The organism is Actinomycetota bacterium, assembly GCA_035765775.1.
In the GTDB taxonomy this organism is placed as follows: Bacteria; Actinomycetota; CADDZG01; order JAHWKV01; family JAOPZY01; genus DASTWV01.
Map to the genome: position 1 here is coordinate 32,895 of DASTWV010000057.1, position 24,693 is coordinate 57,587.

The 24,693-nt window shown below is 71.3% G+C and carries 22 protein-coding genes and 2 tRNA genes; 8 read left to right on the top strand and 16 right to left on the bottom strand.

Annotated elements, in window-relative coordinates:
• Positions 1 to 19: 19 nt before the first annotated feature.
• Positions 20 to 379, bottom strand: coding sequence for a sigma factor-like helix-turn-helix DNA-binding protein (locus tag VFW71_13385; protein HEU5003751.1), 360 nt, complete (start codon positions 377 to 379; stop codon positions 20 to 22).
• 152 nt (positions 380 to 531) lie between these two features.
• On the opposite strand from VFW71_13385, the gene VFW71_13390 reads away from it, so the two are divergent.
• From VFW71_13390 to VFW71_13400, 3 genes are all read left to right on the top strand, one after another.
• Positions 532 to 1,092 (top strand): hypothetical protein, encoded by a 561-nt coding sequence (locus VFW71_13390; GenBank protein HEU5003752.1) that lies wholly within the window; start codon positions 532 to 534, stop codon positions 1,090 to 1,092.
• 723 nt (positions 1,093 to 1,815) lie between these two features.
• Positions 1,816 to 2,376: a methyltransferase gene (locus VFW71_13395; protein HEU5003753.1), complete on the top strand. Its 561-nt coding sequence runs from the start codon at positions 1,816 to 1,818 to the stop codon at positions 2,374 to 2,376.
• A 10-nt stretch (positions 2,377 to 2,386) separates the two neighbouring features.
• A complete protein-coding gene (locus tag VFW71_13400; protein ID HEU5003754.1) occupies positions 2,387 to 3,262 on the top strand; it encodes a site-specific DNA-methyltransferase in 876 nt (291 codons plus the stop codon).
• Between the two features lie 44 nt (positions 3,263 to 3,306).
• Here VFW71_13400 and VFW71_13405 read toward each other — a convergent pair whose 3' ends face one another.
• The gene (locus VFW71_13405) at positions 3,307 to 3,555 is read right to left on the bottom strand and encodes a hypothetical protein (GenBank protein HEU5003755.1); all 249 of its coding nucleotides are present in this window, start codon (positions 3,553 to 3,555) and stop codon (positions 3,307 to 3,309) included.
• 85 nt (positions 3,556 to 3,640) lie between these two features.
• Between VFW71_13405 and VFW71_13410 the strand changes: the two genes are divergently transcribed.
• Positions 3,641 to 4,195, top strand: coding sequence for a nitroreductase family protein (locus VFW71_13410; protein ID HEU5003756.1), 555 nt, complete (start codon positions 3,641 to 3,643; stop codon positions 4,193 to 4,195).
• Here VFW71_13410 and VFW71_13415 read toward each other — a convergent pair.
• The 10 genes from VFW71_13415 to VFW71_13460 form a co-directional block, all read right to left on the bottom strand.
• On the bottom strand, positions 4,161 to 5,402 hold the full coding sequence (locus VFW71_13415) for a sigma-70 family RNA polymerase sigma factor (protein HEU5003757.1): 1,242 nt from the start codon (positions 5,400 to 5,402) through the stop codon (positions 4,161 to 4,163). The two genes, VFW71_13410 and VFW71_13415, sit on opposite strands and share 35 nt — an antisense overlap.
• A 2-nt stretch (positions 5,403 to 5,404) precedes the next feature.
• The gene (locus VFW71_13420) at positions 5,405 to 5,761 is read right to left on the bottom strand and encodes a YciI family protein (protein ID HEU5003758.1); all 357 of its coding nucleotides are present in this window, start codon (positions 5,759 to 5,761) and stop codon (positions 5,405 to 5,407) included.
• 133 nt (positions 5,762 to 5,894) lie between these two features.
• Positions 5,895 to 6,380 carry a hypothetical protein gene (locus tag VFW71_13425; GenBank protein ID HEU5003759.1) on the bottom strand — a complete coding sequence of 162 codons (486 nt, stop codon included), beginning with the start codon at positions 6,378 to 6,380 and terminating at the stop codon, positions 5,895 to 5,897.
• Positions 6,381 to 6,393: 13 nt separating this feature from the next.
• Positions 6,394 to 7,521, bottom strand: coding sequence for an SAM-dependent methyltransferase (locus VFW71_13430; GenBank protein HEU5003760.1), 1,128 nt, complete (start codon positions 7,519 to 7,521; stop codon positions 6,394 to 6,396).
• A gap of 131 nt (positions 7,522 to 7,652) precedes the next feature.
• Positions 7,653 to 8,189 (bottom strand): hypothetical protein, encoded by a 537-nt coding sequence (locus VFW71_13435; GenBank protein HEU5003761.1) that lies wholly within the window; start codon positions 8,187 to 8,189, stop codon positions 7,653 to 7,655.
• A 242-nt stretch (positions 8,190 to 8,431) separates the two neighbouring features.
• On the bottom strand, positions 8,432 to 8,653 hold the full coding sequence (locus VFW71_13440; protein ID HEU5003762.1) for a hypothetical protein: 222 nt from the start codon (positions 8,651 to 8,653) through the stop codon (positions 8,432 to 8,434).
• A gap of 1,170 nt (positions 8,654 to 9,823) precedes the next feature.
• A tRNA-Glu gene (locus VFW71_13445) sits at positions 9,824 to 9,897 on the bottom strand.
• Between the two features lie 22 nt (positions 9,898 to 9,919).
• Positions 9,920 to 9,992, bottom strand: a tRNA-Gln gene (locus VFW71_13450).
• Positions 9,993 to 10,122: 130 nt separating this feature from the next.
• Complete coding sequence (locus VFW71_13455; GenBank protein HEU5003763.1) at positions 10,123 to 12,555, bottom strand: acyltransferase family protein; 2,433 nt, start codon at positions 12,553 to 12,555, stop codon at positions 10,123 to 10,125.
• Positions 12,552 to 13,976: an FkbM family methyltransferase gene (locus tag VFW71_13460; protein ID HEU5003764.1), complete on the bottom strand. Its 1,425-nt coding sequence runs from the start codon at positions 13,974 to 13,976 to the stop codon at positions 12,552 to 12,554. The genes VFW71_13455 and VFW71_13460 overlap by 4 nt, the downstream gene beginning before the upstream one ends.
• A 113-nt stretch (positions 13,977 to 14,089) precedes the next feature.
• Here VFW71_13460 and VFW71_13465 point away from each other — a divergent pair, with 113 nt between their 5' ends.
• From VFW71_13465 to VFW71_13480, 4 genes are read left to right on the top strand one after another with little or no spacing between them, the layout of a single operon-like run.
• Complete coding sequence (locus VFW71_13465; protein HEU5003765.1) at positions 14,090 to 16,612, top strand: glycosyltransferase; 2,523 nt, start codon at positions 14,090 to 14,092, stop codon at positions 16,610 to 16,612.
• Positions 16,609 to 17,841: an FkbM family methyltransferase gene (locus tag VFW71_13470; GenBank protein ID HEU5003766.1), complete on the top strand. Its 1,233-nt coding sequence runs from the start codon at positions 16,609 to 16,611 to the stop codon at positions 17,839 to 17,841. Before VFW71_13465 ends, VFW71_13470 begins: the two co-directional genes overlap by 4 nt.
• A 2-nt stretch (positions 17,842 to 17,843) precedes the next feature.
• Positions 17,844 to 18,962, top strand: coding sequence for an FkbM family methyltransferase (locus VFW71_13475; protein ID HEU5003767.1), 1,119 nt, complete (start codon positions 17,844 to 17,846; stop codon positions 18,960 to 18,962).
• On the top strand, positions 18,959 to 19,717 hold the full coding sequence (locus VFW71_13480) for a methyltransferase domain-containing protein (GenBank protein ID HEU5003768.1): 759 nt from the start codon (positions 18,959 to 18,961) through the stop codon (positions 19,715 to 19,717). Before VFW71_13475 ends, VFW71_13480 begins: the two co-directional genes overlap by 4 nt.
• On the opposite strand, the gene VFW71_13485 is transcribed toward VFW71_13480, so the two are convergent.
• The 4 genes from VFW71_13485 to VFW71_13500 all read right to left on the bottom strand — a co-directional run bounded on the left by VFW71_13485 (position 19,671) and on the right by VFW71_13500 (position 24,691).
• Positions 19,671 to 20,093, bottom strand: a complete 423-nt coding sequence (locus VFW71_13485; protein ID HEU5003769.1) for a hypothetical protein — start codon at positions 20,091 to 20,093, stop codon at positions 19,671 to 19,673. The genes VFW71_13480 and VFW71_13485 overlap by 47 nt on opposite strands.
• 223 nt (positions 20,094 to 20,316) lie before the next feature.
• On the bottom strand, positions 20,317 to 22,026 hold the full coding sequence (locus VFW71_13490) for a transposase (protein ID HEU5003770.1): 1,710 nt from the start codon (positions 22,024 to 22,026) through the stop codon (positions 20,317 to 20,319).
• A gap of 217 nt (positions 22,027 to 22,243) precedes the next feature.
• On the bottom strand, positions 22,244 to 23,734 hold the full coding sequence (locus tag VFW71_13495) for a DUF222 domain-containing protein (protein ID HEU5003771.1): 1,491 nt from the start codon (positions 23,732 to 23,734) through the stop codon (positions 22,244 to 22,246).
• A 342-nt stretch (positions 23,735 to 24,076) separates the two neighbouring features.
• Positions 24,077 to 24,691 (bottom strand): PadR family transcriptional regulator, encoded by a 615-nt coding sequence (locus VFW71_13500; protein HEU5003772.1) that lies wholly within the window; start codon positions 24,689 to 24,691, stop codon positions 24,077 to 24,079.
• Between the last annotated feature and the right edge of the window lie 2 nt (positions 24,692 to 24,693).

Below are 24,693 nucleotides of genomic sequence, written 5' to 3' on the forward strand. Positions count from 1 at the left end.
GACGGCAGGGATGGGCTGGTTACGAGGCCGCTTTGTCGCATAGGGCAGCAAGGGCGCCGCTGCGCAGCCGGTAAGCGTGCATCCGGGAGATGCCGAGCCTGCCGGCCACGGTCGACGGCGACAGGTCGGCGATGTACCACAAGAACAGCAGCTCCCGCTCCCGGGGTGCCAGGCGTTGGACCATCCGGCGGCGCAGCTCCTCGCGCTCGTCAAGACGGTGGACAAACCCGTCGTGGAATGGCCCGTGGGCAGCATCGAACGGCCCGTTCGAAACAAGCAGGACCGAGGCAGACTTGGGATCGAAGAGATCCCGATAGCGTTTCAGGGTCAGTGCCACCCCCTCCGGGGTGGCCCACAGCGTTGGCTCCGCACGTCCCATGCCCACTCCGTTCTCGGTCCCCCCGGCCCGGCGGTCCAGCACGCACAACAGAAGAATGGCATCTCCTGAACCGTGTACGTGCCTTGAAACATGTAGTCCAGTAACTCTCCTTCTATAGGGGGTTATGGAGAAGCCGCAGGTACGATGCTGCCGTGACGACGGTGCTCTTCGTCTGCACGGCCAACCAGTGCCGCTCGCCCATGGCCGTTCTCTTCGCCCGGCAGGCCTTGGCCCAGCGGGAGCCACAGGTGCAGGTCATGGGGGCAGGGACCTCGGCCGCCGGCGCACGGCCGGTGACACCCGCCACGGCCAAGGTCATGGCTCGCCGGGGGCTCGACGCCTCCGCGCACCGCTCCAGCGGCATCCTCGAGGCTCTCTCCCCCGAGCCTGACCTGGTGATCGGGCTGGCCCGAGAGCACGCCCGAACCGTCGTCGAGGAGCGCCCTGAGATGTTCCCGAAGACCTTTACCCTTAAGGATCTGGTTCGCCGGGCTACCGACGCCGGCCCGAGGGGCCACAACGAGGATCTCGCCTCCTACCTGTCCCGGCTGGGAGCGGGCCGCGGATTCTCGTCGTTGGCCGGGTGGGCTGCCACCGACGAGGTTGCCGACCCGGTAGGGCAACCACTGGCGGCCCACGAACGCTGCGCCGCCGAGCTCGAAACCCTGGTGGGCGCTCTGGTGGACCATCTCTGGCCGCCACCGCGATCGTAAATGCCCCGTCCATTCTGTAGGGCGTTCGACCAGCCGACTCTTCTCTGTCCTTGCGCTTCCATTCCTGGCTCGTCATATGGAGGCCGTCCGGTCCCTTCCAGGAATGCGGTGACCGCATGCGGCCCCCCATTTCCAGCTGGCATTCCCGGGAGATGTTCCCCGCCGGTTCCTGACCAAACAGGGGCACCGGGACGAGAGACGAACGCCGCAGCTGCCGGGTCTCCGGGCGAGGTCGAGGCGGGGCCCGGGAGATCCACCCCGTCCCCGAGGCCCACTGCTGAATGACGCCATACCCCACGTGTCAACCTTTCACGAGGTCCACGGTCAACAGAAACTTCAGGTGGAACGGACCCCCATCATAATCCGTTGAAACGAACGTATCGTCTTCATATACCCGACGATCGTCCAAGATCACGTTTCGGGAGTTGCTTGATCCGATCCGGCATGAGGATGACGGGCGAGCCTGCCATTCCCGGACCATCCCGGGTGCCCGTCAGTGGACGGAGCCGCGGGGCGGCTGGCGGCCCGTCGGGGCCCCCTTCATCCGAAAAGGATTTTCCACTCCGGAATGTACCGCCGTTTCTGTAACATTGTCAAGGCGGCTTTGTTTCCTGGAGATGAACACTTTTGACGCCCCCGGCTGGTCACCGGAGCGGTGCCGATTTCGTGACGATGCTGCGAGGCGGAAAAAACGGCAAAGGGTTCGTGCACCATCATGGGAGGATGCACCATGCCGACCACGTCGCCCTGATCCGGGCCGGTGTCGAAGCTCACCCGGGCACCTGGGCCGACCTGGGCTCAGGCCGGGGGGCCTTCACCCTCGCCCTGGCGGACCTCCTCGGACGCATCGGAGGCCCGGCCGGGACGATCCTTTCCATCGACCTCGACGCCGGCGCTTTGCGCTCGCAGGAGGAGGCGATGCGGCGGCGTTTCCCGGCCGCCCAGGTGGTCTACCGGCGGGCCGACTTCACCGACCCCGCTGCCCGGGGCATCACGCCGGCCTCCCTCGACGGGCTGCTCATGGCGAACTCGCTGCACTTCATCCGCAGCCCGCGATCGGCCCTGGTGGATCTGGTAGCCCTCCTGAAACCGGGCGGCCGCTTCGTCCTGGTGGAATACGACACCGACTCGGGCACCACCTGGGTGCCGTACCCGCTCTCGTTCGCCACCTGGGAGCGGTTCTCGGCCGAGGTTGGGTTGCAGGCGACGCACCTGGTGCACCGGGTGCCGAGCCGCTTCCTGGGCCATATCTACTCGGCGGCAAGCGACGCCCCTGGAAGGTAGCGTGGCCGCCATGCCGGGCATCGACTGGGACGCGGTCATGGGGGGCTCGGCTTGCCGGACCGCCCTGGGCGCCCTGGTGGTCGGCGACGCCCTCGCACAGCTCCGGGTGCTCCCTGCCGCCAGCATCGACCTGGTGGTGACCTCGCCCCCCTACGACCGGCAGGGCAAGTACCACGACGGCCTGGCCTACGGGCGGGACTGGTACGAGGGTTACTTCCTGGAGGTCACCGCCGAGATCCGCCGCCTGCTCGCGCCCCGGGGCAGCTTCGTCCTCAACTACCGCTCGAAACGCCACGGCTCCGAGCGCGGGACCCTGCAGTACGAGCTCGTGTTCTGGCTCCGGGACCAGGGCTTCCTCTTCGCCGAGGATTTCGTGTGGGGCAAGCCCTCGCCCCCGCCCGGGCGGTTCAACCGGTTCCTGAAGGACGCCGTGGAGTACTGCTTCCAGTTCACCGTCTCGCCTGACTGGGCCTTTCACCCGGAGCATTGCCTGCGGCCCGCCCGCTGGGACGCCGCCGATCGCCTCCGGCGCCGGGCGCTGGCGCACAACTATGAGCGGGTGCAGGAGCCGTCCGGGCACGGGCGCCGCAGGGTGCAGGCCGGCCCCGACCTGGTGCGCCCCTCCACCTTGCTGGCCTTCGAGCCCGAGTTCGGCCCCAACCCCACCGGCCACCCCAGCCGGTTCCCCATCGGGCTGCCAGACTTTTTCATCCGGCTGCTCAGCCAGCCCGGGGATGTGGTCCTCGACCCGTTCGCCGGCACCGGGACCACCGGGGTGGCAGCGGAGCGCCTGGGCCGGCGATGGCTGGCCGTGGAGGCCGATGCCAGCTACGCCGCAGGCTTGCCAGCCCGCCTGGCCGAGGCGCGCCCAGCTGACGGCGCCTGAGGCGCGCGGCACTGCCGCCCGAGACCCTGCTGTGCTGCCGGGGACTACGGGTGGAGGTTGTGTTCCTTTGCGATCTCCAGGAACTTCAAGATCTCGTCGGGCTTGGTGTCCTGGTTCCGCAGCGGCTGGAGGATCAGCGGGTCTTCGACCCTCTGGTGTGTGAACACGTGCCGGATGCCACGAGGGCCCTGGTAGCGGTAGCCACAGGCCTCGATCATGCGCCGGAAATCGTTGAACGACACGTTGAGGACGTCACCGTTGCTGACCTGCTGGAAGAGCGGTTTGGGTTCCATGTGCTGCGATGCTACCTGCTCTGCGCGGTTATGCAACCACCGGGGGCCGGGTGCATGACCCCGGGATGGGTAAACGTCAGGAGGGATGGATGTCTTCGAGGCCATCAGGGCCCGGCGCAACGTGCGCCAGTTCGACGGCCGCCCGGTCCCGCCCACCGACCTGGACCGCATCCTGGAGGCCGGCCGCCTGGCTCCTTCGGCGGGCAATTCGCAGCCCTGGGACTTCATCCTCGTCACCGACCGGGCACTGCTCGAGGCCCTCGCCGGCGTCTGGCAGGGAGCCCGCCACGTCGCCGCGTCGGCGGCCACCATCGCGCTGGTGGCCCCGGTGCTGGCCGATCCCGGGCGCAGCGCCATGGTGGAGTTCGACCTGGGCCAGGTGACCGCCCACCTGATGCTGGCCGCCGCCGAGCTGGGTGTCGGGTCGGCGCACGCTGCGGTCCGGGACCAGGATCTGGCCCGGCAGATCCTCGGCCTGCCGGGGGACCGCCGCCTGGCGTGGCTGATCGCCCTGGGCTACCCGGCTACCCGGGCGCTGCGGCCGCGCCGGCACCCGAACCGCCGGCCGCTGGAGGAGATCGTCCACCTGGACCGCTGGAACGAGGTCAGCCCGCCCGGACCTCCTCCAACCGGCGCCTGAGGAACCGGCGCACCACGGCGTTCGCCGTGAGGCCCAGCGCCCGCTCGTAGGCGGCGGCCGCCTCCGCCCGCCGGCCCATGCGCCGGAAGAGGTCGGCCCGGGCGGCGTGGAACAGGTGGTAGCCGCCCAGCTCGTCGGCCAGCGGCGCCATGCGGGCCAGCCCGGCCGGGATGTCGCCCGCCATCGCCACCGCCACCGCCCGGTTCAACTCGATCACCGGCGAGGGCACCTGGGCGGCCAGGAGGCCGTAGAGCCGGGCGATGGAGGCCCAGTCGGTGTCGGCCGCCGCCCGGGCCCGGCAGTGGGATGCCGCGATCGCCGCCTGGAGCTGGTAGGGCCCGGGCGCCGCCCGGGCGCCGAGATGGGCCAGCAGCCCCTCACCCTCGGCGATCTCGGCCCCGTCCCAGGCGCTGCGGTCCTGGTCCTCCAGGAGGACCAGCTCACCGCGGGCGGAGACCCGGGTGGCCCGCCGGGCATCGTGGAGCAGCATCAGGGCCAGGAGGGACACCACCTCGGGCTCGGTCGGCATCAGGGCCACCAGGACCCGGCCCAGCCGGATCGCCTCGGCAGCCAGCTCCCGGCGGATCAGTGCGTCGCCGCTGGTGGCCTCGTAGCCCTCGTTGTAGATCAGGTAGACGACGGCCAGCACCGAGCGCAGCCGCTCCGCCAGCAGGTGGTCCGGGGGCACCCGGTACGGGATGCCCGCCACCTTGATCTTGCGCTTGGCCCGCACCAGGCGCTGGGCCATGGTGGCCTCCGGAACCAGGAAGGCCCGGGCGATCTCCGGCGTCGTCAGCCCGCCCAGGCTCCACAGCGTGAGGGCCACGCGGGCCTCGGGGGCCAGCGCCGGGTGGCAGCAGGTGAAGATCAGGCGCAGGCGGTCGTCGTCGATGGCTCCCTCCGGCTCGTGCCCGGCCGCCTCCAGCGCGGCGAGCTGGCCCAGGGCGTCCCGCTTCTCGGTGAGGCGCCGGTCGCGCCGGAGCCGGTCGATGGCGCGGTGGCGGGCGGTGGTGGTGATCCAGGCGGCAGGGTTGTCGGGCAGCCCGTCCTGCGGCCACCGCTCCAGGGCCACCACGAAGGCCTCCTGGACCGCCTCCTCGGCGACATCGAAGTCGCCGGTCAGCCGGATGAGCGTCGCGACCGCCCGCCCGCGCTCGGCACGGAACAGGCGGTCGACGACGCTGCCCGAAGAGCCCTCTGTGCTGATGGCTAGCCTTCGTAGTCGATGACCGGGCGCACCTCGATCGACCCGGCCGCCGCGCCCGGGATCCTGGCGGCCCACTCGATGGCCTCGTCGAGGTCCTTGCAGGTGAAGACGTAGAAACCACCGAGGGCCTCCTTGGTCTCCGCGAACGGGCCGTCGGTGGTGAGCACCTGGCCGTCGCGCACCCGGACGGTGGTGGCCGTCGAGGAAGGCTGCAGGCCGTCGCCCGACTGGAAGATGCCGGCCGCCTGGGTCTCCTCGGTGTAGACCTGGTAGGCCTTGGCCATCTGCATGCCGTCCTCCGGCGTGGCGTCGGCGAAGCGCGACTCGTCGAGGTAGATCAGTGCCATGTACCTGGGCATTGCGGTCTCCTTCCGGTCACCGGCACCCCTGCGGCGCCGTTTGACTGTACCGACGAACGGGGGGATGGCGAAATCGACAGCCGTCCAAAAAATTGTTGCTGCCGTTCTCCATGGATGGTCTATGCGGGGTGGTCTATGCGGCGCTCTCGGTGGTGGGGCCGGGCGGCGGAGCAGCCCGCGCTCCGTGGAAGTACGCCGACGCCTCCGGGCGGTAGAGCAACAGGATCGTCGCGGCGCCCACCCCCAGCACCACGAAGCTGGTCAGCTTGGTCCATGCCGGGTCGGCGTTGACCAGCGATGCCAGCCAGTCGGCGGCGAAGACGGCGAACAGCCCGGTGGCGGTCCGGCGCGCCCACCGGTAGCCGAGGCCGTTGGCGTGCGCCATCCACAGCCACAATGCGACGCCCAGGATGCCGGCCACCACGATCGCCACGATGGCGGCGGCGAAGGCGGCGTTGAGCTGGTGGTCGGTGAGGTGGTGCGCGCCGTGCTGGCGGATCGAGGTGCGGAGCTGGCCCATGAAGGCCAGGCCGAGGAGGAAGTTCAGCCCGCTCGCCACGGCCCCGGCGTGCATGAGCTTGACCGCCTGGGCGACGCTCGGCGGTGGGTCGGCACGCATGGTGGCCAGAATGTCACGCCTCCCCCCCACTCCGGGGCATGGCAATGTCGCCTTTCGTCGCCCGGAACACCAGGATGTCGCCCAAGCCTCCCTCGGCGGCGAGAGCGGCGGCGGCCTCCGCCTCGCCCTCGAGCACCTCGGCCTGGCCGTGCCAGCCGCAGGCGGCGGCCCGCCACACCTGCTCGGCGAGGGCATCCACCACCTCCCCCAGCCCGATCGACAGCAGGAACAGGCGCTGTGTCGTGAGGGCCGGGTGGTGGAAGCCGGCGTGACGGGCGGCCCGGATGACCGCCGAGAAGTTGACGTCGGCGGTGATGTCCTGATGGCCGGGGGCCTCGAGCGGGGCCTGGCCCCTCCCGGCCGGGCCGTAGGTCGCCAGCGTGCCGGTTGGCCCCCGATGCCAGATGTCGGGCTCGACATCACCGTAGTCGAGGACCAGGACCATCCCCTGCTGCAGGGCGCCGGAGGCCTCCTGCCACCAGGACTCGAACGCTGGGCAGACCTCCATGCGGTCGCCCTCGTGGAGGTGCGGGGCCGCGGCCACCGCCGGCGCCGCCAGGTCGGCGCACGACAGGGGGCCGAGGCACTCGTAGAGCCCGCGGCCGTCCGCATCGACGTACACCTCCCCCACCTCGCCCCGGGCCTTCTCCAGCACGTGGACCGGGAAGTTGTCCAGGACCTCGTTGGCCAGCAGGCAGCCGGTGACCGGGGAGCCGTCACCCAGGGCCGGGGTCCAGGCGGACCGCTCCGCCAAGGCCCCCAGGCGGGCGTGTTGCAGGTCCCGGACCGGGGCGAAGCGCTCCACGAATCGCCAACGCAGGGCATCGGCTACCGGCCAGGCGAACGCCTCCTGGAGGGCCTCGGCCGCCAGATCGCCCTGGCCCGCCCCCACCTCGAGGACGGTGAACGGGTCCGGGCAGCCCAGTGCCTCCCAGATGCCAGCGAGTTCCCGGGCCAGGAGCCGGCCGAACCAGGGCGACACCGACGAGGAGGTGGCGTAGTGGCCCCCGTGGCCGGGCTGGTGGGCGGCGTAGTAGCCGTGCTCGGGATCGTAGAGGGCGGCGTGCATGAACGCGGCGAAGGTCAGGGGTCCGCCCCGGCGGATCCTCGCCGTCAGCTCGTGCACGAGCCCGACCGTCACATGCCGGTTCCTCGAGCGTCTCCGCGCCCCGGACCGCATGGGCGCGTTGCGGCGCCACTTCGCTAGTGCCCCTACTGCCTGCTGGTGCGTCGAGATATACCCCGGCCGGGCGGCCGGAGGCAAGCCGGCGACTAGTGGGTGTAGGCCGGGGTCCCCCGGTGGGCGCTGCTGGCGCCGGTGCCGTTGGTGGACTTGCGGTCCGCCAGGGCTGCGGTCAGGCCGCTGACGTGGCTGCTGACCGGCTGGGCGCTGTACTGGGGTCGCTTGGCCACCGGTGACGTGTACAGCGACAGGTCGGGCAGGCGGATCCCCGGGTTTGCCACCCTGGCCGCACCGTTGTCCACGGCGGCGTGGCGGGCATCCCAGCGGAAGGGGCGGTGGACCGGGGCGTTGGGCGTCTCCGCCTGGCGGGCCAGCTTGGCACGGCGGGCGAGGACCTCCTCGGGGGTCGGGCCGTAGAAGATGCGGCCATTGGCGATCCCGGTTTCGCGGGTCTCCACGGCGACGTGGTGCGGGATGATGCTGTTGCCCCGCCAGAGCATGCAGGTCGGGAAGAATCGGCCGTTTTTTTTGCCATACCCGGAGAACGGCCGGTACTCCAGTTCCTCCTGCGGCTCTCCGTTGTGCTGCCAGTACCCGGTCACTGCTGCGTGATGAATGGTCTCCAACGCCGGCCCCCTTTGACGGACCCTCAAGATACGCCCGGCGGGCCCGGCCTTCAATGCCTCGGTGGCGGTGCGGCCCCACCCCCGGGTGCACTGTGGCGAAGCGCTGTGGTGCGTCGGGCAGCGTCGTGATGCGGTAGTATTGCCCGGTTCGGGGCCGCTGGGCTCGTATAAAAAACGTTCAGACGAGTCGCATAGGGCTCACCTACGCCGCTCCGGCGGCGGCCAGGGCGCCTGAGTGGCCCTCAAGAGGCATTGAGCGGCGGCCGCGGCTCCGCCGTGAAGCTCCGCGTGGTCCTGAGCCGCCCGTTGGTCAACTGCTGGCAGGAGGCCTGGCCGTCGATCCAGAGGTCGGCATCGCTGCGGCCGTGGCAGGCGAGGGCGATGAGCACATGGTCGGCCCCGGCGCACGCCCAGGCGTCGCTGCCCGGCCGGGCGGTGCGGGCGCGGTCAGCCGCGGCGGCCACCCCGCCGGCCTGGGCGGCGGTGAGATCGAGATGCCGTCCAGATCCCCACCGAGGCCCCCGGAGCCGTAGGAGCACACCAACCCGGCGGTCGGGTCCTGCACGGCCATCTCGAACCAGAAGCCCAGGCCGGGGTTGCTGACGCCCCGCTGGACCAGAACGATTGGCGGACGAAGAGCCCCGCCACCACCCGGATGACCAGGAGGAGGGCGAGGGCGGTGGGGCGCACCCGATGACGCGTGGCCAAGCGGCGGAGCAAGAACCATGTATGCGCCCTGCCGTGGACCATGCAGGTAATGTCGGACCTTAGCAACGGGCGCTAAATAGCGCCACCGTGTCAAGTTCGGAGGATAGATTCGAGCCGGACCGGCTTGCTAGACCCCCCCAGCCCTCTTTGTGCATGGCTGAGCAGGATAATCCTGCTCAGGGCGGCACAAATGGAGGGCGATCTGCAGGTTCGGGCTCATGCGGTCAGCAGTGTGTTGGGTCCCGGCCGGCGGAGTACACTTTCCCGACACTCCGCGCGAGATCAGGCGTCAGCTTGGTGGCCCTATGCCTAGGCTGTTCGGCAGGCGATCAACCTCGGCCGTGGCCCTTGTGGTTGGCAGTCGGAGAAACTATGTGCACGTGGTATCCCTTATCGTGCTCCTCGCGTCTCTGGCTGGGACTTCCTGTGCTCACCGGACTCATGCAGCTTCTCGGGCAACGATAACTGGACACATTTGGTTCGCCGGCCCGCGCGTGTTCTTCGTTGTTCCAGGAACCGTATGGGCTTATGAACGGAACGTCCAGGGTGAGGTCGTAGCCTCCTCTGAGACTGACACTCACGGCACTTTTAGCCTTTCGGTGCCGGCACCAGGGGTTTACGTCATCGGGGGGGACTCGCCAAAATTCAATGGGGGGAGTCCATCCCCCGCCCGTCCCGTGGCAGCGTGCGTGAGCTCACCGGTGCGCGTTTCTCCTCGGACAAGCGCCACTGTACGAGTGCTTTGTCAAGCTCAATAGGCCGACCTGGGGCGCCCTGCGGGAATTGTCATTTGCGGGACTCGTAACTCTACCGCCCGATACCCTCGGGCGGATCTGGCCTCAATGTGGCCTGACGTTTCCGAGCAGGCCGTGGAGTCAGGGCCGCCGATCTGACGAAACTGGTCTGTGACCAGCGGAAATGCTCCGTACCCCCGACGGGTTTCGAACCCGTGATCTCCGCCTTGAGAGGGCGGTGTCCTAGGCCGCTAGACGACGGGGGCCTGTGCCACTTCTGACGATCGGCTGCCGGGCAAGGACTCGAACCTTGAGCCTTCTGGGCCAGAACCAGACGATCTGCCAATTGATCTACCCGGCAATCGCAAGCCAGTCTACCAAGCGCGGAGGCGCTCACGGCACAGCGGTACCGCCCGCCCGATCAGGGGCCAAGGTTCTCGAACTGTCGAGAACTGGATCGGCAGCGCCGTCAGGCTGCCGGATTTGGCCGTCTAGCGGGCTGCCCAGGCCCGGCTCCGGGGTCGAACCGGCGCCGGCTCCCCGGCCGGTTCCTCGACCTCGGCGCTCTGAGCGCTCGGCATCCCTGCCCACCAGAAGCCGTTGCCCGACGAGCCGTTGGAGGGAGGCCGGGGCGGGCGGGCTTCGGCGTCCCCGGTCGTTGCCTGCCGGGGAGAGGACTCCATCGCGTCCGCCACTGGGTGGTGAGATGCGGGCACGGGCGCTGGAGGCTCGGTCGCAGCCAGGATGTCCTCGACGTACACGATGCCCGGGATCTCCTCGGGCACCTCCGCCGCTGCCGGCCGGCGGTCGGTCGACCTGGGACGGGCGGCCGGAGCAACCGGGTCGGCCGCCCGAGCCGCGGGTCGTCCCGCGGCCGTCCGGGCCGAGGCGGCCGGTCGGGCGGCCGGGCGGTCGATCACCGGAGCACGCCGGGCCGCCGGCTCGAAGAGTTCGACGGGCAGCTGGCTCGGGAACTCGGGCGCCGCTGGTGGCACGGCGACTGGGCCGGCGGCCGCCCCCACCAGCACCGGCACGGGAGTCGCCACCGGAGCCGGCGCCCGCACAGGCGCACGTTCCGGCCGGACAGGCTCCACGACCGGCCGGAACGGCTCCACAGCCGGCCGCACAGCCTCCGCAGCCTCCCCGGGCTCCAGGGCCGGGGTCGGCACCAGCACAGGGGCGGGGGCCAGCACTGGCCCGGCGAGCCGCTCCGCCGCCGCCCGCTTCTCGATCTCCTTCGACTTGCGGTGCGACCACCGGATGATCGGCCGCTCCATGCAGTAGTACGACACCGACCCCACGATCAGCGCCCCGCCGCAGGCGAAGGCGAACATCTTGAGGAAGTCGCCCGAGGTGGCGTTAGGCGTCCAGTGCAACGTTTTCAGGGCATACCCCACGAACAGCAGGTGCGTGAGGTACAGCCCATAGCTCACGTCGCCCAGCTTCTTGCTGATCCAGTTTGTGAACGGGAACTGCGCCCATGTCGGCGCCAGAGCGGTCGCCAGGACCAGCACCGTGAAGCACACCGCCACCGGCGTGGTGCCGATCCAGTGGTCGAAGGGCCCGGACTTGAAGGCCACGTCCCGGGCTCCCGCCTGGTTCATCCACCACAGCACGCCCGACAACGATGCCGCCTCCACCGGCACCCAGGCCAGGGAGGGGATCTTGAACTTCAGGTTGCCGTTGCGGATCTGGACGAAGACGAAGGCCGCGGTCATGCCGAGCGCGAAGTGGGCGGTGTAGGTGGGGAACTGTGTGACCAGGATCTCCTTGACGAACTGGGGCGACTTCAGCCCGGCCCAGTGCGGCAGGGGGAACCAGCCGTGGGTCCCGATGGTGCGCCAGGTGGCGGCGATCACCTCGGCGATGCCCAGGCCGACGAAGGGGTGCTTGCGGTACCACCCGGCGATCACCGGCAGCAGGGCGTAGAACACCACTTCGATGGCCAGCGTCCACACCGCACCGTTGACGAAGAAGCCCTCGGGATAACCGAGCGCCAGCCCCAGGCTGTGCTGAGCGAAGGTCAGGTGGAGCAGCAGGGTCATCGAGCCCACCCGGGTGAAGGGCGTGACGTGCACCGGAACGGTGACCACCCAGGGCAGCAGGAGCAGGGTGGCGATCACCGCCAGGTAGTAGGCGGGCACGATCCGGGCACTCCGGCGCAGGGCGTAGGCCTTCTTGCTCCCGAAGTTGCCCTCCGCCACCATGGGCAGGAACAGCAGGAAGCCGCTCAAGATGAAGAAATAGTCGACGCTGACGTACGAGGCGACGATCAGGTGGAGCAGGAACTTGTTCGACAGGTGGGGCCGGGCAGCGGCATACAGGCAGTGGCAGGCCACGACGCCGATCGCCGCCAGCCCGCGGAAGCCGTCGGCCGACGGGACCCGCAGCCGGCCCTGGGCCCGTTTGCGGCGCCCCAGCCGGCGAGGCGCCTGACCTGCCGGTACCGATCCGCTGCCCTGGGGCGCGGTCTCCGCCGGCGGTGCATGGCCGTTCTGGGGCGGCGGGCGGAACCCGCTCCCGACCGGTGGGCGGATCTGGGCGGGCACGAAGGCGGAAATCCGGGCGCGCCCGGGCGCCGCCACCCTTTTCGCATGGCCATTGCCGTTGCCAGTGCCATTGCCGGTGCCATTCCCATTGGCCGCCCCATGGGCGTGACCGTTCGATCCCGCCGGGGCATGCCCGTTGGAGGAGACCGGGGCATGCCCGTTGGGCGCCGTCGAGCCGTGCCCGTTCCTTCCGGGCAACGCCCCGGGCAACACCCCGGGTACCCCGCCCAGCGGGCTGTACCCGTTCCGCCCCGTGGGGCTGCCGGGCTTCGGCCGGAAGGGGATGTCGGGGTTCTCGGCCAGCAGGCGCGGACCCTTGGACGGCGAGCGCCGGGCGGTCTTCTTGGGCGCCGGGGCCGGCGGGCGGAGGCTCACGAGGGGCCCTCCCCGGCCAGGGTCACCCGCACCCACGCCACGGCCACACCCAGCTCGAGGTCCCCGTCCTCTGAGGCCGACGCCGGTGACCCGGGCGACGGGTTCACCGAGCTCCACAACCGGGTGGCCGACGTCCCCACCATCACCCGGGTGCTCCCCCTCCGGGACAGCGCCCCCTCCGGGACCACGCCGGCGTACAGGGTGCCGTGCCGGTGGGGCGAGGCGGTCAGTGCCACGTTCCGGCCCCCGACCGACACCGCCAGGCTCCCCTCGACCTCCGGGGTGACGGCCGCCGCCACCAGGAGCTCGACGCGGGACCCGGCCCCCACCACCGCCGGCAGGTCGATCCAGGCGTCCCGGCCGGGCCCACTCCAGCGCAGGCCGAGGTCGCCCACCACCTGGGGCGGGTGCCAGCCCCCGCCGGCGAAGGCGGGGTCGGTCAGGCTGATCTTCACCGTCCCGGGCCGCCGGAACGACGAGACCGGGGCCGGGGCCGCCGGGGCCGGAGGCGCTCCCGGCGACGCCAGAGCCGCCGAAATCCGTTCGGCCACCGCCGGCGGGGCGCCATCCCGGGCCAACCCGAGGGCCAGCCCGGACACGTCGTGGAATCCCAGCGCCCCGGTGATGCAGGCGTCGCGCACGAGCTGGTGCCAGCCGAGACCGGCGGCCGGGTAGGCCACCTCCCGGCGCAGGTAGTAGGCGTTCGCCCAGAAGAGCTGGCCGGGGCCGCTGTCGAACCGGTGGGCGCCGTCATCCAGCTGCCACACGTCGGGCGTGCGCCAGCCGAGGTCGGCCCCCGCCTGCCCGTAGTGGGCGAGGTCCCGCAGCCGCCAGAGGACGAAACCCCGCCGGCGCAGGAACCGGTCGACGTCGCCGAATAGCGGCGCCCCGGCGTAGAGCTCGTTGAACTCGACCTCGACCTCGACCGCCCGCACCCCGGCCAGGGTCGCCTGGGCGCCCTCCAGGACGCCCAGCTCCGACCCCTGCGTATCGACCTTGATGACATCCACCCGCGCGATCCCCTCAGCGGCGCACCACTCGTCCAGGACGGCCAGCTCGACCATCACCGAGGACTCCGGGGTGATCACCCCGAGGCCCGGGTGCCGCTCGTAGGCCGCCGCCGAAGGCGGGTAGAGCGAGGAGCACGCCGGCTGCCGGGTGACGTGCAGGGTGGCCACCCCCGAACGGGGGCCCAGCGCCACCGGCGCTACCCGGTGCGGCGCCCCCGACCGCCGGTGGAGTTCCTGCAGCCGCCGGCACTCCTCGGCGTCCGGCTCGAAGCCGATGGCCACATAGCGGTCACCCAGGTCGTCCCAGGTGGAAGCAAACCCCCACCGGGCGCCCACGTCAACCACGACGATGGGGTCGTCGAGGAGGGGGGCGATGGCGGCGGCTCGCGAGGAAGGTAGAGGTAGATCCAATTGGGCACCTCTCGGGGCGGCACCGGACGGCGCATTCTACATGTCACGCATCATCGGCAGGCATGACCGTTTTGCTAAGCGCCAATCCGGCGCGGCCTTGCTAGCCTCCCGCCATGCGCATCGGCATCGACTACCAGATCCTCGCCCTGGGGCCGGAGCTCATCACCCGGGGGATGGGCCGCTACACCCAGCAGCAGCTGCGCGAGGTCCTGGCGGTGGACCGGGACAACGAGTACCTCCTGCTGTGCGAGGCGGGGGCCGACCTCTCGCTGATCGATCCCGCCGTCCTGGAAGCCCCCAACGTCGACCTCGCCTGCTACCCGAAACCCCGCGCCGAGGTGACCGAAGCGACCACCCTCCAGCTGGCCGAGCACTACCTGGCCTGGCTGGAGCGCCAGGGCCTCGATCTCTACCACGCCACCGCCCCGCTCATGCTGACCGGCCCCCCGCTGGTCCGCGTGGACACCTGCCCCACAGTCGTCACCCTCTACGACCTCATCCCGCTGCGCTACCCCGACCGCTACTACGTCGAGGACCCCCTCCGCCGCCAGTACGAGCGGGGCCTCGGGTTCCTGGCGACCGCCGACCGGCTCCTCGCCATCTCGGAGTACGCCCGGAGCGACGCCGTGGCCCTCATCGGCTACCCGGAGGAGCGCATCGACAAGGCCTGGCCGATCGCCGACGACGTCTTCCGGCCGCTCCCCGACCACCTCGTCCGCAAGCTGCTCAGCGTGGTCTCCAGCCGGATCCGGATCCCCGAGCACTACCTGCTCACGGTCAGCCACATCCACTACTCCAAGAACCTCGACACGCTGCTCCGGGCGTACGCCGGCCTCCCCGAGGCCCTGCGCACCCGGCTGCCGCTGGTGCTCTGCTGCCACCTGGACCAGGCCAGCCTGAACGCCGTCGGCAGCCTGGCCTTCGACCTCGGCATCAGCGCCGACCTCGTGATCACCGGTGGCGTGTCCGACGCCGAGCTCGCCGCCCTGTACAACCGGGCGACGCTGGTGGTCCACCCGTCCCGGGCCGAGGGCTTCGGGTTCCCGGTGCTGGAGGCGATGCGCTGCGGTGCCCCGGTGGTCACCACCACAGCGTCGTCCCTGCCCGAAGTGGCGGGCGACGCCGCGCTCCAGGTGGACCCCGAGGACGCCGGCTCCCTCGCCGCCGCCATCCAGCGGGTGGCCGGCGACCCGGCCCTCCAGGCCACCCTGCGGGCGAAGGGCTTCGTCCAGGCGGAGCGCTTCAACCGCCACCAGCTGGCCGAGGCCACCCTGGCGTGCTACCAGCGGGCCGTCGCCCTCCCACCGGCGCCCGGAGGACCGGGACCCGCAGGCCGGCGGATCGCCCTGTGGACTCCCCTGCCGCCGCAGGCCACCGGCATCGCCGACTACTCGGCAGAGCTCCTGGACGGCCTCGCCACCCGGTGCGAGGTGGACGTCTTCGTCGACGGCGGGTACCTCCCGGCGGGAGCCGTCCTGCAGCGCCACCACATCCACCACGCCTCCGGCTTCGTCCGGCGCAACGCAGCCCGCCCGTACGACGCCGTGCTCTACCAGGTGGGGGCATCACCCTTCCACGCCTACATGACGGCGGCGTTCGAGGCCCACCCGGGCATCGCCGTGCTCCACGACCTCATCTGGAGCAACGTCGTGTACACCGAGATCGTCCACGAGACGGGCGACGCCCCCCGGTTCCACCGCATGCTGGCCGACCTGCACGGCGCCCGGGCGGTCGAGGAGCTGCGCCGGCTCGCCTTCGAGGACCAGGACGCGGTCTGGGACTTCTTCGGGCGCTACCCGATGCTCGACCCGGTGGTGAACCCGAGCATCGCCCAGATCGTGCACTTCCCGGACGCCGCCCGGGAGCTGCTGGCTGCCTTCCCGGGCAGCCACCCCTGGGTGGTGCCGATGGGGGTGGCCGATCCCTATGCGGGCCAGCCGGACCTGGACCAGGCGGCGGCGCGCACCGCCCTCGGGATGGACCCGGAGCGCTTCGTCGCCTCCCTCGTCGGCCTGGTCCACCCGCTCAAACGGGTCGAGTCCTGCCTGTGGGCCATCGCCGCCCTGAAGGAGCAGGGCCGCCACCCCCTCCTGGTGGTCGCCGGCCCGTGTTACGACCAGGCCTACCTGGAGCGGCTCTCCCACCTCGGCTACACGCTGGGCCTGGGCGACACCCTGGAGTTCACCGGCCGGCTCCCCCGGGAGGACTTCGACCGGCACATGGTGGCCGCCGATGTGATCGTCAACCTGCGCGCCCCGGTCCACAAGCACATGTCGGCAGTGCTCATGCGCTCGGTCGCCGCCGGCAAGCCGGTGGTGCTCAGCGACCTCCCGGAGTGGCGCTTCCTGCCCGGGTCGTTCTGCTGGCGGGTCCCCGTGGCGGGCGAGGCCGAGGCGGTGGCCACCGCCCTCGGCGCCCTGGAGGACGACCCCGGGCGCCGCCGGGCCATGGGTGAGGCCGCCCGCGCCTGGTACCTGGCCGAGGGCACCGCCGAGCGGATGGCGGAGCGCTACCTCGGGGTGGTCGATGCCGTGATCGGCGGCCGGGGCCAGCCTCCCCCTGCCCACCGGGGCGCCCCCCAGACGGATCGATACAATTCGCCGGTGCCCGGACCGCTGACCCCCTCTTCCGCATGACCGTGTCGTTCGCCGAGCTGCCCGCCGTCCTGCGGGCCGCCGAGGACCGGGTCCGCGCCCTGCACGAGGAGCTCGCCCGGGGCGTCACGGCCGTCGACGAGGCGCTGGCCGCCATTGACCGGGACCGGGACGCCGCCGACGAGGCCCTCGACGCCGTCCCGGCCATCGGGCGCCGCCTGGCTGGCCGCCTGGCCGCCGCCGACGTGTCCGCCCCAGCCGTCCCCCTCGACGGTCCGGGCTGGGAGCCGGTGCCGGTGGCCGTGGGCGACGGCCTCGCCTTCACCGTGATGCTCGACACCGCCATGCACGACCCGGTGACCGCCGGGCTCGCCACCGGGCGGACCTCGGACGAGCCCCTCATTGCCCTGATGCTGGAGTTCGTGCAGCCGGGCGACTGGGTCATCGACCTCGGCGCCCACGTCGGCACCTTCTCGCTGGCCGCCGCCGCCCGGGGGTGCGGCGTCCTGGCCATCGAGGCGTCCCCCGCCAACGCCGCCCTGCTGCGGGCCAGCGCCGCCCGCAATGGGTTCCACGACCTCCGGGTCATCCACTGCGCCGCCACCGACACCGCCGGCCCCCTCTCCTTCGAGGCCAACGGCCCGTGGGGGCACATGACCTGGGGCGGCGAAGGGGAGACCCACACCGTCACGGTGCCCGGGGTGCCCATCGACCAGCTGCTGGGCGCCTTCGCCTCCCCCCCGCCCGCCTTCATCAAGATGGACGTCGAGGGCGCCGAGCTGAAGGCGATCGCCGGCATGCGGGCGCTGCTGTCCGGGCCGGGCGCCCCGCCGGTGCTCTTCGAGTCCAACGGCCACGCCCTGGCCCTCGCCGGGGCCACGCCCAACGAGCTGCAGGCCTGCTTCGAGGAGCTGGGCTACGCCACCTACCTGATCGAGGGCCGCCGCCTCACCCGGCTCTCCCCGGACGAGGTCCAGGTGGTCACCGTCGCCGACTGCCTGGCGATGAAGCGCCGGCCCGCCGGTCTCGACGCCTGGGAGGTCCGCATCCAGTCCACCGAGGAGGATGCCCTGCTGCGCATCACCGCCGAGGCCGCCCACCCCAACCCGGACTGCCGGGCGTACGCCGCCCGGGCGCTGGAGGGGCTGGACCCCGAGCTCCTGTCCCACCCGCTGGTGACCGGGGCGCTGGCCGACCTCCGGGCAGATGCCGACCCCGTCGTGGTGGCGGCAGCCGCCTGGTCGCACCCCGGCGAGGGGGCGCAGCCGTGACCATGGTCTCCTACGCCCAGAACGGTGAGGACGTCCTCCTGGACCGCTGCTTCCCCCGGGGCAAGGCCGGCTTCTACATCGACGTCGGCGCCAGCGACCCGTCGGTGGCGTCGGTCACCCGCCACTTCTACGACCTGGGCTGGCACGGCATCAACGTCGAGCCCACCACCGGCTCGTTCGAGCGGCTGCAGGCCGAGCGCCGCCGGGACATCAACCTCAACGTGGCGGCCTCCGACCGCAGCGGCGAGCTCACGTTCCACGAGTTCCCCGGCTACGACTCCGGCGTGTCCACCGCCTCCGAGGTCAACTACACCCGCCACCGGGACGCCGGCCTCACAGCCACGGAGCGCACCGTCGCCGCCCTGACGCTGGCGGAGATCTGCGAGCGCCACGTACCGGGCCCGATCGACTTCCTGTCCGTGGACGTCGAGGGCCACGAGGAGAAGGTGCTGGCGGGCGCCGACTTCACCCGTTGGCGCCCCCGGGTGGTCCTGGTGGAGGCTACCGAGCCGACCACCCTGGAGGAGGGCATCGACCCGCCCCGGCTGCTGCAGCCCAGCCACGAGTCCTGGGAGCCGATCCTGCTGGAGGCGGGCTACCTGTTCGCCGCCTTCGACGGCATCAACCGCTTCTATGTCCGCAAGGAGGACGCCGACCTCGCGCCGGTCCTGGCGGTGCCGGTGAACTTCCTGGACGGCTACCTCACCTACGCCCACTTCAAGTTGCAGAAGGACCTGGAGATGCTGCGCAGCGAGCAGTACGCCGACTGGGTGGCCAACCAGACCCTGCGGGCCGAGTACCAGTCCCTCTCCGGCGAGCTGGCCGTGCTCCGGGCGGCGTACGAGAAGGTGGAGCGGGCTCTCACCACCATGCGGGCGGCCTACGAGCACCTCCGGGGCGAGGTGGCGCAGGCGGAACGCGTCGCGGGCGACGCGCTCGGCGCGGTCGCCGACGCCCGGGCGCAGGTGGAGCACGTCAGCCCCCTGGCCCTAGCCGTCGCCCGCCGGCTGACTGCCGCCTCCAGCCGCTACCCTGGCGCCGCCCGGCCGCTGAAGCAGGCGCTGCGGGCCGGCCGCGACCTGAAGCGTTCCATCGACGGCAGCAAGGGGGGACCCCGATGATCGATCTGCCGGCACGCCAGGACGACCCCAGGCTCCAGGGCTGGTACCACACCATCGAGCTCGGCAACGGGCTGGTGTCCGACGGGTTCTTCGACCACCGCCCGGTGGTGCACCGCTACGGCATCCCCGAGTCCCTGCGGGGCAAGGAGGTGCTGGACGTCGGCACGGGCGACGGCTTCTTCGCCTTCGAGATGGAGCGCCGGGGCGCCGCCCGGGTGACCGCCATCGACGTCGCCCGCATGAAGGACTGCGACTGGGTTCCCAATATGCGCTACCGGCTGGCCGACGCCGCCATGGGCGACCCGTGGCCCCGGCACTTCCGCCTGGCCCACGCCATGCGCCGCTCCCGGGTGGACTACAAGCCGTGCAACGTGTACGACCTGTCGCCCTACACCGTCGGCATGTTCGACATCGTGTTCTGCGGCTCGCTGTTGCTGCACCTGCAGAACCCGTTGGCCGCCCTGATCGCCATCCGGTCGGTCACCCGGGAGTACGCCATCATCGAGACCGCCATCGAGCCGGAGTGGGACGAGAAGTACCCCTCCCGGCCGGTGCTGTCGTTCGGCTACCAGAAGGACGAGGTGGTGCCGGGCGAGAACAACGCCTTCTGGGTGATGAGCTCCTGCACCCTCGAGAAGATGATCCGCTACGCCGGCTTCGCCGAGGTGGAGCGCCAGGGCACCTTCATGCTGCCGCCCCACACCGACGTCACGGCGTGCTCGATGATCGCCAAGCCGCCGCCGGCCTGGGGCTGACGGCCCGCCGGGTACGGCGCAGGAGCAGGAACAGGGTCAGCACCAGCACCGGCAACACGGTGCAGTGGTAGGCGATGTCGATGGCCGGCCCGCCCGAGATCGTGATGGTCACCCCGACCAGGAATCCGGCGATGGCGAAGCCGACGGCGGCCACCACGCCCGCCCACGACCTGGCGGGCGCCCGCCAGCCCGCCCCGGCGCCCACGGCGAGCACGGCGCCGATGACCGCCTCGGCGATCCCCGCGGCACTCGGCCGGTAGGGCGGCGTCCCGCCCCCCACGACCCCGCTCAGGTGCAGGGTGGACATCACCGCCAGGGACGCGGCCTCGGCGGCCATGAGGATGGCTGCGGAGCGGGGGACGCGGCGCTCGTTCATGGAGCCATTGTCGGGCCGGCGGAGCGGCGCGTCGTCGTCCTGCGGGCCCCATTGCCCCTACATCTCTGGGCGTAGGCGCGGCCGGGGTGCTCGGCCCAGCGCCGGACCTCGGGCATTCCGGCTTTGGAGAGTCTGTGAGTGCTGGAGGTAGCTATACAGGCCGTCGCAGAATCACGCGCCATAGAGCGGGCTTCACCCCTCGATGGGTCACATCCGGAGGCTCCTAGGCCGCCACAAGGACATCCCGCCGGAGGATGTTTCTGCGCCCGGTCCCGTGCAAGACGCGCCTGAGCGAGCGGAGAGCGCCGGAGGTGGCCGGGGAACCTGCCTTCCCGTGCCGCATCCGTGGCGAGTGCTTCTTGCCATACAGCTTCAGCAGGTTGTTGCACATGGCCAGCAGGATCCACTCGTCGTTGGCGCCCTGCTCGCCCATGCGCAAGAACTGTCGGTAATGGCGATTCCATTTGATCTGGCCGAAGACCGGCTCGACGATGTACTGGCGCTGGGCGTAGGCCGCCACCCCCTCCTCGGTGAGCAGGCGGTGCGTCATGGCGTCGATCGGCGAGCAGCCCTCGGGCGGGTCCCCCACCCGGTAGCCCTCCTCGGCCTGCTGGTGGCGCAGCTTGTAGGCCTTGGACGTGGCGATCATCCGGGGAGGGCCGGCGGCGGTCAGGTTGGCGGTGCTCAGGTAGCCGGCGTCGGCCAGCACCAGGTCGAACGAGTCGGTGATGCCCGCCAGCTCCAAGTTGGCGAGGCCGAGGACCACCATCGGCTGGTAGGAGCCGGTGTCGGCGGCGCAGGTGGTGACCTGGGCGCCCACGATGATCTGGTCCGAGCTCACCAACGCCTGGGCGTTGAAGGCCTGGAGGTAGCGGCCGGCCTGGTCCACCATGATGGCGCTGGCGGGGTCGGTGGTGTTGATCTTCTCCTCGGCCGCCCGGGCGGCGTCCTGGGCGGCCGCCTCGGCCAGCTGGGCCTGTGCGGCGGCCACCCCCCGGTCCAGGTTTGGGTGGCGTCCTCCCGGCTTGCGGCCCTGGGCTGCCGCCTCCGCCTCCACCGCCTGGCGGCGGGCCTTGACCGCCTCGGCCTGTTCTTTGGCGACCTCCAGGTCGGCTTCGGCCTCCGGCAGGGTGGGCTGGTCGCGGGTGGTCAGCCGAGGATCGACCCGGGGTGCCCGCCGGGCGGTCTCCCGTCGGCGCTCGGTGCGCTCCGCCAGACCCTGGCGTTCGGCGTCCAGGGCGTCGGCGTGGCGCTGGTTGACCAGCTCCAGCGCGGCGTTCAGGTGGGCCTCCCGGGACCCGGGCTCGATCAGGTGCTCGGGCAGCTCGTCGCCCCGGGACTGGCCGAGGCGCTGGTCGTCCTCGGCGTCGGCCAGCTCACCCTGGCTGACCAGCTCGGCAGCCTTCTTGGTGGCCTCGGCCTTCAACTCGGCCAACTCCTTAGCGATCTGTTTTTTGGTGCGGTTGGCCCTGAGCGAGGCGCGGGCACGGATCTTGGTGCCATCCAGGGCGACTGTGCCCGCGATCGTCAGCCCGGCGGCTTGGCACAGCATCAGGATGTCGCTGAACAGCGCCCGGATCTGGGGAGCCTGCTCGGCGCGGAAGCGGGCGATCGTGGCGTGGTCGGGCACCTGGTTGGCGGCGATCACCCGGAAGGCGACGTCGACCTTGCAGGCTGCCTCGATCGCCCGGGAGGAGTACACCCCGGTGCAGTAGGCGTAGAACAGCAAGGTGAGCAGCATCTCGGGGTCATAGGCGGCCCGGCCGGGACCCCAGTTGGGGTGGCGGCCGTGCAGCTTCCAGGTCTTTTGCTTGAGCTTGTCGACGACGCTGAGCACGAACCAGGCGAGGTGGTCCGGGGGCAGCCAGTCGAGCAGGCTGGGCGGCATGAGGAACGGGGTCATGCGATCCGTGGAGACATAGTGTTTGGCCATGCCCCCATTCGCGCACACTTCCGGGGGAAGGTGTTGGATTTCGCGATTGCTAGTTTGAGGCCTCGATTTTGCGACACCCTGATAGGTGGCTCAGCGTCACAGGAAACTCCACTAGTGGCCCTGGCATCCATCTCCAAGCGCCGCGCCAGTGACGCCGGGCGCCCGTCGCAGGGTGAAGAGGGTTCGGCTGGGTGGAGGGTGGAGGGAAGGCCCGGCCTTAACGGGGCGGGGGGTCCTCCCAGTCGTAGTGGGCGGGGCCGAGCTCGAAGGTCTCGGTTTGCTCCTCGTAGAGCCAGGCGTCCTCCGCTGGCGGCCCCGTGCTGGGGGACCGGGTGTCGGGGGGTGGCTTGGCCGCCTCCTCGATCACGCCCCGGGGCACCCCCGAGAAGCGGCCGTCCCTGCCGTAGAGCCCACAGATGACATCGACCAGGTTCATCGACCCCCCGAGGTAGCGGCACAGGGTGTCGGTGGGCTCCACCGGGAAGCCGAGCTGGGCGGTGTAGGTGACCTCGGGGCGCTCCTCGGCGCCCACCTCCGAGCCATCGGGCCGCAGGAAGCAGAACTGCCCCGGGGCGGCCACCACGATGCGGTAGCCCCCCTCGTGCACCAAGACGTGGTGCGCCCAGCACAGCTGACACAGGTTGGCCAACGAGGTCTCCCCGCCCTTAGCCCAGTGCACGATGTGGTGGCCCTCGACATGGCGGGTGTGGCCACAGCCGGGGAACACGCAGCCCTGGTCCCGGGAGCCCAGGGCGGTGCGCAGGGGGGTGGGCAGGCACCGGCTGCGCCGCCCCACCGACAACGGCTGGCCGTCGGCGTCCTCGACGAGCGTGACCACGGTGGCGTCGCAGGTGATGCGCCGGGCGGACTCCGGGGCCAGGGGGGCCTCGGCCCCCGCCAGCTCGCAGCGGGCGTCTGGCCCGGGCTGGTGGCCGGAGAGCAGGGCGGCGTCGACGTGGACCACCACCTCGGCGCGGGCCGCCCCCGGGCGGGCGGAGCACTCCCGGTCCCGCACCGCCTCACAGATCGCCACCAGGGCGTCGGCCTGGCGGGCCTCCCAGGGCCGGCGTGCGGTCTCGGTCGGGGAGTCGCGCACCTCGAGCTGTTGCGCCTCGGCCTTGAGCTCGGCGGCCACCTGGTTGAGGGCCGCCTCGATCACCAGCCCGGCCTCCGGGGAGAAGGTGCCCGAGAGGTGGAAGAAGCCCTCGTCGTCGAAGCAGTACGACAGCCCCCGGGCCTCCCGCCCGGCCAGGGCGGCCTCGTTCCGGGCCGCCTCGCCATGGGCCGCCAGCAGCCAGCGGTAGCGGCGCAGCGCCCGCTCCAGCATCGGGCCGGTGGCCGCCCGGGCCAGGGCGATGAGCTCGTCTTCGATCTCGGGGGTGGCCACCCGGAGCAGGGCACCCACCTGGCTCCAGCACAGCTTGCCCGCCGAGAACGCCTGCCGGATCCTGGTGCACTCCTGCAGCCTGCGGGCCAGGGCGACCATCTCGCGTGCCGCCCGGGAGCCCATGCCCGCCCGGTAGCCCAGGAACGAGGCCATGGCCGGGGTGCCCTCCCAGCCCCGGGCGGTCTCGTAGGCCGCGACCCAGCACAGCGCCTGGCACTGGGCGGCTGCCACCTGGCCGAGCAGGGAGACCACCGCGTCCCCCAGGGCCTCGGTGCCGAAGTCCTCGGGCGGGAACAGATCCGTGGTCGGTTGCTCGAACATGTGTTCTATGATACCCGGCAGTGCAGAAGAATGCAAGCGATGGGCAACGGATCTTGAAGATTTTCTTACGGTAGCTCGCTCGATCCCGCTGACAGCAGCGGTTCCGCGTCGCCGTTGCCCACTTCGTGGAAGATCTGGGGCCGGGCTGGCCCTTCCGGCCGGGCCTCAGGGTGAAGGGTATAGAAGGTGGAGGGAACCGGCGACATCATGGACCTTCCCCCCAGATGGGCGGGCCAGCTGGCAGTTCGGGCCCGGCGTCACGCCGGCGAGGCTCAGGTCGTGCGGCGCCCGATCCGCACCCACGACGTCTCCCGCTCCCGGGAGCGACGGCCTGACCCGCCGTCATCCTGCGTCTTCGCCGGCCGTTTCCTCCCCCGCCCGCGCTGCCGCCCGCAACTGGTCCTCGGACCAGGTCAGGCGGCCGCTGCGCAGATCGTCGACGACGCCCTCGACCCAGCGCAGCTCGGTCCCGGTCACCGCCCACTGGTACTCGGAGTCCAGCAGGGCGACCCGGGGCACGCCGACGGCGCCTCGCAGGCCCTCGGTCTGGCGGTCGAGCTCGGCCTGCAGGTCAGCTCGGCGGCACTCGAGCTGGGCCAGGGCATCGTCCGGCCCGAGCAGCATCACGAAGGACATCCCGGCCGGGAACTCGGGGAAGTCGGGAGCCGGGGAGGCGACCATCGCCCGGACCCATTCCACGACCACCCGTCGCCCCTCGGCGGTGATCTCGTAGACCACCCGCTCCGGGCGCTGACCCTCCCGGAGCACCTCCCGGACGGCGATGAGGCCTTCCCGGTCGAGGCGCTCGATGACCTTGTAGAGCGTCGCCCGCTGCCCGACGTTCACCACGTCGCCCTTGCCCCACTGCTTGAGCAGTTGTTGCATGCGGTACGGGTGCAACGGCTCGTAGCAGAGGAGGGCCAGGGCGGCCATGGCCAGAGGGGAACGACGGTGCACGT